Source organism: Collimonas silvisoli, from assembly GCF_018305005.1.
In the GTDB taxonomy this organism is placed as follows: Bacteria; Pseudomonadota; Gammaproteobacteria; order Burkholderiales; family Burkholderiaceae_D; genus Collimonas; species Collimonas silvisoli.
In genome coordinates, this window is the sequence record NZ_JAGQEG010000148.1 from 1 (window position 1) to 7963 (window position 7963).

Below are 7963 nucleotides of genomic sequence, written 5' to 3' on the forward strand. Positions count from 1 at the left end.
CAAAAAGCCATTTTGATGGACGCCATTCAGCGCCCCTACGGCATGGTGCTGGTGACCGGCCCTACCGGCTCCGGTAAAACCGTATCGCTGTATACCTGCCTGAACATCCTGAACCAGCCCGGTATCAATATTTCCACTGCCGAAGATCCGGCCGAAATCAATTTGCCCGGGGTTAACCAGGTCAATATCAACGACCGTGCCGGACTGACTTTCCCGGTGGCGCTGAAGGCTTTTCTGCGGCAGGATCCCGACATCATCATGGTCGGTGAAATCCGCGATCTGGAAACTGCCGATATCTCGATCAAGGCGGCGCAGACCGGACATATGGTGTTTTCCACGCTGCATACCAACGATGCGCCATCGACCCTGACACGCCTGATGAATATGGGGGTGCCGGCCTTCAATATCGCGTCATCGGTCATCCTGATCACCGCGCAACGGCTGGCACGCCGTCTGTGCAATTGCAAACAACCGATTTCGATCCAGGAAGAAGCCTTGGTCGAAGCCGGCTTCACCGAAGACGACCTCGACGGCAGCTGGATGCCCTACAAGGCGGTCGGCTGCGAACGCTGCAACGGCACCGGCTACAAGGGGCGGGTCGGCATCTATCAAATCATGCCGATTACCGAAGAAATAGAACGCATTATCCTGGCGCACGGCACGGCGCTGGAAATCGAAGCACAAGCGAAGCGCGAGGGCATTAAGACCTTGCGCTTGTCGGGATTGGTGAAAGTAAAACAAGGTCTGACCAGCCTCGAAGAAGTGCTTGGCTGCACCAATATCTAATATCTGATTAGGGGAATAGTTCATGGCAACTGCCGCACGCAGCGCCTCCAGCGCACGCCAGGTCAAAGAGTGGGTTTATCTTTGGGAGGGCAAGGATAAAAAGGGCAAAGTGATGCGCGGCGAATTGCGCGCAGGCAGTGAGACCGTGGTCAGCGTCACCATGCGGCGCCAGGGAATCCTGGTCACCAAGGTCAAAAAGAAAACCTTCCGCAGCGGCAAAAAAATTTCTGACAAGGATATTTCGCTGTTTACCCGCCAGCTTGCCACCATGATGAAGGCTGGCGTGCCGCTGCTGCAATCTTTCGATATCGTGGCCAAGGGCCATGCCAATCCGTCGGTATCGAAACTGGTCAACGATATCCGCGGCGATGTTGAAACCGGCACCAGCCTGAGCCAGGCGTTCCGCAAGTTTCCGCTGTATTTCGACCCGCTGTTCTGCAATCTGGTCGGCGCCGGCGAGCAAGCCGGTATTCTTGAAGATCTGCTGGAGCGGCTGGCAATCTACAAAGAAAAGACCCTGGCCATCAAAAGCAAGATCAAGTCGGCCATGTTCTACCCAGTGTCTATTTTGGCCGTGGCCTTTATCGTTACCGCGGTCATCATGATCTGGGTGGTGCCCGCATTCAAGCAGGTATTCTCGAGTTTCGGCGCGGACTTGCCTGGGCCAACCCTGGTGGTGATGGGAATCTCGGATTTCATGGTGGCTAACTGGTACATCATATTCCCCACCATATTTGCCGGCCTGTATCTGTTCTTCCAATCCTGGAAACGCTCGCTCAAAGTGCAGCGCTTCATGGACCAGCTGTTGCTAAAAGCGCCGATTTTCGGCCCGGTGATACGCAAGGCCACGATTGCGCGCTGGACCCGTACCTTGGCAACCATGTTTGCCGCCGGCGTGCCATTGGTTGAATCGCTGGATTCGGTAGGCGGCGCATCGGGCAACGCGGTTTACCTGGATGCAACCAAGAAAATTCAGAGCGAAGTCAGCACCGGCACCAGTTTGACGACCGCCATGGAAAACGCCAACGTGTTCCCGAATATGGTGACGCAAATGGTTTCGATCGGAGAGGAGTCCGGTTCGCTGGATCAAATGCTCGGCAAGGTCGCCGATTTCTATGAAGCTGAAGTCGACGATGCCGTGGCGTCCCTGTCCAGCCTGATGGAACCCTTGATCATGGTGATCCTGGGTGTACTGATCGGCGGTCTGGTGATTGCCATGTATTTGCCGATCTTCAAACTGGGTTCGGTGGTCTGATGCAAGATGGGATTTTTTTCATGACGGCGGGAAGTCTGCTTCCCACCGTACTGGCGGCTGTTTTTGGATTGATCATCGGCAGTTTTTTGAATGTAGTGATTCATAGACTGCCGATCATGATGCAGCGTGAGTCGGACAATTATGTCGCCCACGAAAGCGGCAAGCCGCTGCCGCATACCGAGCGCTACAATCTTGTGGTGCCGCGTTCGGCCTGTCCACAATGCAAACACCAGATCGGTGCGCTGGAGAATGTGCCGGTCTTGAGTTACCTGGCCTTGCGCGGCAAATGCGCGGCCTGCAAAACCCCTATCTCTATCCGCTATCCGCTGGTCGAAGCGTTGACCGGCGCACTGTCGGCTCTGCTCATCTGGCACTTCGGCAGCGGCTGGACAGGCTTGGCGACGCTGGTATTTGTCTACCTGCTGATTACCATGACATTTATCGACGCCGACACCCAACTGCTGCCCGACGACCTGACCTTGCCACTGCTATGGATGGGCCTGCTGCTTAACCTGTCCGGCCTGTTCGTACCGCTGCACGATGCGGTGATCGGCGCTATTGCCGGCTATCTGAGCTTGTGGGCGATTTACTGGGCGTTCAAACTTCTGACTGGCAAGGAAGGCATGGGTTACGGCGATTTCAAGCTGCTGGCGGCGCTGGGAGCCTGGCTGGGATGGAAAATGCTTCCCATCATTATCTTGTTTTCGTCGCTGGTGGGTGCTGCGGTCGGAATAACACTGATCGTTTTTACCAGCCGCGGACGCGACAAACCTATCCCCTTCGGCCCCTACCTGGCTGCCGCCGGCTTGCTGGCCTTGCTCTACGGCCAGACAATTCTGGAAACTTATTTCGGTTTTGCTACCTAACATCGTATGAACCAGCACGATGCGGATAATGACGATAAGTTAGCGCGAACTACCGATAGATTTAGCGTCGGCCTGACCGGCGGCATCGGCAGCGGCAAAACCACCGTCGCCAACATGTTTGCCGAACGCGGCGCCGCCGTCATCGACACCGATGCCATCGCCCATCAGTTGACTGCGGCGAATGGCGTCGCCATCGCACCGATTGTGAGCGAGTTTGGCAGCGCCTTCATCGACGCCAGCGGCGCCATGGACCGAGCCAAGATGCGTGCTCATATATTTTCGGATGCATCGGCAAAGCGGCGCCTGGAATCGATTTTGCACCCCTTGATCCGGGCCGAAACCGCCAGCGCGGCGGAACTTGCTGAAGGTTTGTATCTGATTTTTGTGGTGCCGCTATTGATTGAATCCGGCAACTGGAGGGAAAGGGTGAAACGCATACTGGTCGTGGATTGCGACGAACAGATTCAGTTGCAGCGTGTGATGCAGCGCAATGCGCTGAGCCAGTCGCAGGTGCGCGCCATCATGGCGACGCAAGCCACCAGGCAGCAGCGCTTGGAGGCCGCTGACGACGTGATTACCAATGATAGCGGGCCGGCGGCGCTAATGCCGCAAATAGAGCAATTACATGCGCTATATCAGGCATTGAGCCGATCTATATAATGGTATAAAGCTTTATATATCAGACACAAAAACCTCTCGTCGCATGTTAAAAACAGAGGGGTATTTGTAATTTCTGTTCGCATCGTTCAGAATCATGTCTTATCCGGCTCAAATTTTTAAGGGATGTCACTTTGATCGTCTACGAATATCCTTTCAACGAGCGCATTCGCACCCTGTTGCGGCTGGAAGACCTGCACGAAAGATTTGGTTTCTTCGTGCAACAGGAAAGTCCGCTACAGCATCACATCGCCCTATCCACCATTTTCGAAATGCTGGAGGTTGCCGGACGCGCCGATTTGAAGTCGGATTTGCTGCAAGAACTGGAACGACAAAGACAAACCCTGCTCGGCTTTAAATCCAATCCGAACGTTGCACCCGATATGCTGGACGCCATCTTGCAAGAAATTGATCGCGTCAGCACCGCGCTCATGGCGACTCAGGGAAAAACCGGCCAGCATATACGCGAAAATGAATGGCTGATGAGCATTCGTGGCCGCACCATCATTCCTGGCGGCGCCTGTGAATTCGACCTGCCGTCGTATTACGCCTGGCAACAACTCCCTGCCGAACGACGGTTTAACGATATTATCGGCTGGTTTGGACCGTTAGCTCCCTTGTTCGACGCCATCAGCATCGTATTGCGGTTACTGCGCGAAACAGGAAGTTCGGTAAAAATAGACGCACAAAACGGTAGTTACCAGCAAATGCTGCAGGGAAAATCCTACCAGATGCTGCGCCTGATCATCGATGAACAATTGGCGGCCATCCCCGAAATATCCGCCAATAAATACATGTTGTGGATACGCTTTACCACCCAGGGCGGCGATCTGAAGCCCAAAGCGTATGAGGGTGATGTGCCGTTTGAGCTGACTCTTTGTAACTTTTAAATGCTCTTTTTTTGAACAGATTTGTATGACTACTACCGTCGATTGCCCGACTTGCGGCACAAAGGTTGAATGGATTGCAGCTAACCGGTTCAGGCCGTTTTGCTCGGAGCGCTGCAAACAGATCGATCTAGGAGCCTGGGCCGAAGAAAAATACGCGATCCCGGCGGTCAATCCACCGGATGAGATTGACGATGACGGCAAGCTACCCCAATAGTCATCATTGCGGACCACACCCAGATGGACTAAAAACCTTCCCGGCGCAGTTCGTCCAGCCATTCGATCAAGGGAATCGCCGCCGGTAACAAAGGCTCCACGCCTACGCTGCCTTGCCAGGAAAAAGCCTGCCCTTCCAGGCTTTGCGGTTCGCCACTCCATTCACGGCTGATATAAAAATGCAGGCGTACATGCGCATGCGCATAGTGATGCTCAATCCCGCACCAAGGCTCGGCGGAGGCAATCTCAACCCCCAGCTCCTCCATCAACTCGCGCTTGAGGGCATCGAAAATCGACTCGCCCGACTCCACCTTCCCCCCCGGGAATTCCCAATACCCAGCCATCGGCTTGCCCGCCGGCCGTTGGCCAAGCAGCACATCGCCGTTGGGCTTCATCAGAATGCCAACGGCGACATTCACCGGCATCCGCTCAGGGGTAACTGAGAGTGCGCTGACGATTGCGTTGGTGGACGTGTGGGCGCTCATGACTGCGTCATCCGGCCGGCGTAATCGCGGGCAAACTGCCAGGCGACCCGGCCGGAACGCGAGGCTCGCTGCAAAGCCCAGCGCAAAGCATCGACACGAGCCTCGGCAATCTGCTCTGCATTGCAGCCGAAATGGCCTAGCCAATGCGCGACGATATCCAGATAATCGTCTTGCTTGAATGGATAAAACGACACCCACAAGCCAAAGCGTTCGGAAAGTGAAATTTTTTCCTCGACGGTTTCACCCGGATGCAGATCGCCGTCCTCGGTAGTTTTGTAGCTGGCGTTGTCGGACATCCGCTCCGGCAGCAAATGACGCCGGTTGGAGGTTGCATAAATCAACACATTGTCCGACTGTGCGGCGATGCTGCCGTCGAGCGCTACTTTGAGCGCCTTGTAACCGCTCTCGCCCTCTTCAAACGAAAGATCGTCGCAGAAAATAATGAAGCGCTCCGGACGTTCAGCCACCAGGTCGACAATATCCGGTAACGCCGCCAAATCGTCTTTATCTACCTCGATCAGACGCAAACCCTGAGGTGCGTACTGATTCAGGCAAGCCTTGATCAAGGATGACTTGCCGGTGCCGCGGGCGCCGGTCAGCAATACATTGTTGGCCGGGCGGCCATCCACAAACTGGCGGGTATTCTGGTCGATCTGCTGCTTCTGCACTTCGATATTGTGCAGATCCGACAGTGCAATATCCGAAATATGGCCAACCGCCTGCAAATAACCGCCCGCTGATCCGCCGCGATGGCGCCAGCGAAAGGCAGTTGCCACCTGCCAGTTGGGTGCTGCTTTAGCTTGCGGCAAAATGGATTCAAGGCGCGCCAGCAGGGCTTCGGCACGGATCAGAAATTGGTTTAATTGGGTCATGGCTGCGAGAGGTCGATAATAAATGGAATGATTGCTCCCATTCTGGCGCAAAGTAAAACGCTACTGGATGAATATTATTTGTCGGAGTAACACCGCTACCCTTGGCCGACAACCGGCCAGGGGCAACATCTCGCATCGGCAAACCTATCGGATCAGGAACGATAATCAGCGTTGATCGACACATAGTCATGCGACAGATCGCAAGTCCAGATCGTGGCAGCTGCATCGCCGCGCGCCAGCTGTACACGCACCGTAATTTCACTTTGCTTCATGACGCGCTGGCCGTCAGCTTCCTGATATTCGGGATTGCGGCCGCCGTTTTTGGCAACCAGCACATCGTCCAGATACAAATCCAGCTTGCTGACATCCAGATCGTCGACGCCGGCATAGCCAATCGCCGCCAGGATCCGGCCGAGATTCGGGTCGGAAGCGAAGAACGCCGTCTTGACCAGCGGCGAGTGAGCAATTGAATAAGCGATCTTGCGGCATTCGGCGACGTTCTGCCCTTGTTCCACGGTGACCGTGATGAACTTGGTGGCGCCTTCGCCATCGCGGATGATCATCTGCGCCAGATGCTGGGAGATATCGGTGACAGCAGCTGCCAGCTCTGCATATTCCGGGCTATCGGCGCTATTGACTTCCAGTTCCCCGACGCCGGTGGCGATCAGCATGAACGAATCGTTGGTTGAGGTATCGCCGTCAATCGTGATGCAATTGAAGGAGCGGTCGGCGGCCTGCCGCACCATCTGCTCCAGGACCGGCTGCGCCACTTTCGCATCGATAGCGAGAAAACCGAGCATGGTCGCCATATTCGGCTTGATCATGCCGGCGCCCTTGCTGATGCCCGACAGCGTCACCGTTTTGCCGGCGATGGTCAGACGGCGCGAAGCGGCTTTCGGCTGGGTATCGGTGGTCATGATGGACTCGGCGGCGTTGAACCAGTTGTCGCTCTGCAAATTGCGTATCGCCTGCGGCAAGCCGGCAGTGACTCGCTCCACTGGCAGCGGTTCCAGAATCACTCCGGTCGAGAATGGCAATATCTGCGCCGCGTGGCAGCCCAGCAGTTCCGCCAACGCGTCGCAAGTGGCGTTGGCCGCCGCCAGGCCGGCTTCGCCGGTGCCGGCGTTGGCGTTACCGGTATTGATCAGCAGCGCGCGGATAGGCTCGCCGGAAATCTCCGCGGCAGCCAGATGGGCTTTACTGACTTGCACCGGCGCGGCGCAAAACCGATTTTGCGTGAACACTCCGGCCACTGTCGCCGTCGGCGCCAGTTTCATCACCAGCAAGTCCTTGCGATTCGCTTTGCGGACACCGGCTTCGGCGTGACCAAGCTCGATACCGGCCACGGGCAGCAGGTCGGCGGCGACAGGAATAGGGGAATTGACGGCCATGAGAATCCTTAACTTAGTGTAGATGTTGGTGGCGGTGGTTTGCCGAGATTAATGGTTATTGGGTTATTGCGGGTTGATAGTCCGCTCGGGCCAGGGAACCGGCATAGTGATTCAGCTGCTTATTTTAAGGGGTAATGGCCTAGCAGGCGATGTGTACATCTGCTGCAATAAAAGCAAAGGGCGGGTTTCCCCGCCCTGCTCTAGTCTAGCGACACTACAGCCCATCAGTTCTGATTACATCAGCTGGCCATGGCACTGCTTGTATTTCTTGCCGCTGCCGCAAGGACAAGGATCATTGCGGCCGACCTTCGGTACGGCATGGGCCTGTTGATGCGGTTCTTCGCTATGCGCGGTTGGCGCCAGCAAGGCTTCCGGCGCTGCGCTTGGGTCGAAATCGGCGTGTTGATAATGCACATTTTCAACGTGAGACTGCGCCATTTCCTCTTCTGCAGCAGCAATTTCTTCACGGTTTTCGATACGCACCGTCATCACCACCTTGACCACTTCATTCTTGATCAGGTCCAACATCTGGCCAAACAATTCAAACG

10 protein-coding genes are annotated in these 7963 nt (G+C 55.7%); 6 read left to right on the forward strand and 4 right to left on the reverse strand.

The window, feature by feature from the left end; translation table 11 throughout:
• The 6 genes from KHU33_RS24580 to yacG form a co-directional block, all read left to right on the forward strand.
• The coding region (locus KHU33_RS24580; protein ID WP_211467922.1) for an ATPase, T2SS/T4P/T4SS family at positions 1 to 786 on the forward strand (786 nt) is incomplete at its 5' end.
• Positions 787 to 808: 22 nt separating this feature from the next.
• Positions 809 to 2041: a type II secretion system F family protein gene (locus KHU33_RS24585; RefSeq protein ID WP_211467924.1), complete on the forward strand. Its 1233-nt coding sequence runs from the start codon at positions 809 to 811 to the stop codon at positions 2039 to 2041.
• Entirely contained in the window at positions 2041 to 2907 is an 867-nt protein-coding gene (locus tag KHU33_RS24590; protein ID WP_211467926.1) for a prepilin peptidase, read from the forward strand. The genes KHU33_RS24585 and KHU33_RS24590 overlap by 1 nt, the downstream gene beginning before the upstream one ends.
• 6 nt (positions 2908 to 2913) lie before the next feature.
• On the forward strand, positions 2914 to 3567 hold the full coding sequence (gene coaE, locus KHU33_RS24595) for a dephospho-CoA kinase (RefSeq protein ID WP_211467928.1): 654 nt from the start codon (positions 2914 to 2916) through the stop codon (positions 3565 to 3567).
• 131 nt (positions 3568 to 3698) lie between these two features.
• Entirely contained in the window at positions 3699 to 4454 is a 756-nt protein-coding gene (gene zapD, locus KHU33_RS24600; RefSeq protein ID WP_211467930.1) for a cell division protein ZapD, read from the forward strand.
• Between the two features lie 25 nt (positions 4455 to 4479).
• Positions 4480 to 4668 carry a DNA gyrase inhibitor YacG gene (gene yacG, locus KHU33_RS24605; protein WP_014007902.1) on the forward strand — a complete coding sequence of 63 codons (189 nt, stop codon included), beginning with the start codon at positions 4480 to 4482 and terminating at the stop codon, positions 4666 to 4668.
• A gap of 28 nt (positions 4669 to 4696) precedes the next feature.
• Here yacG and mutT read toward each other — a convergent pair whose 3' ends face one another.
• From mutT to KHU33_RS24625, 4 genes are all read right to left on the reverse strand, one after another.
• Positions 4697 to 5092, reverse strand: coding sequence for an 8-oxo-dGTP diphosphatase MutT (gene mutT / locus KHU33_RS24610; RefSeq protein WP_268907145.1), 396 nt, complete (start codon positions 5090 to 5092; stop codon positions 4697 to 4699).
• 56 nt (positions 5093 to 5148) lie between these two features.
• Positions 5149 to 6024, reverse strand: coding sequence for an ATP-binding protein (locus tag KHU33_RS24615; protein ID WP_211467934.1), 876 nt, complete (start codon positions 6022 to 6024; stop codon positions 5149 to 5151).
• A 152-nt stretch (positions 6025 to 6176) separates the two neighbouring features.
• The gene (gene argJ / locus KHU33_RS24620) at positions 6177 to 7415 is read right to left on the reverse strand and encodes a bifunctional glutamate N-acetyltransferase/amino-acid acetyltransferase ArgJ (protein ID WP_211467936.1); all 1239 of its coding nucleotides are present in this window, start codon (positions 7413 to 7415) and stop codon (positions 6177 to 6179) included.
• A 234-nt stretch (positions 7416 to 7649) separates the two neighbouring features.
• Positions 7650 to 7963 (reverse strand): SEC-C metal-binding domain-containing protein (locus KHU33_RS24625; protein ID WP_211467938.1); only part of this gene is annotated, 314 nt, incomplete at its 5' end.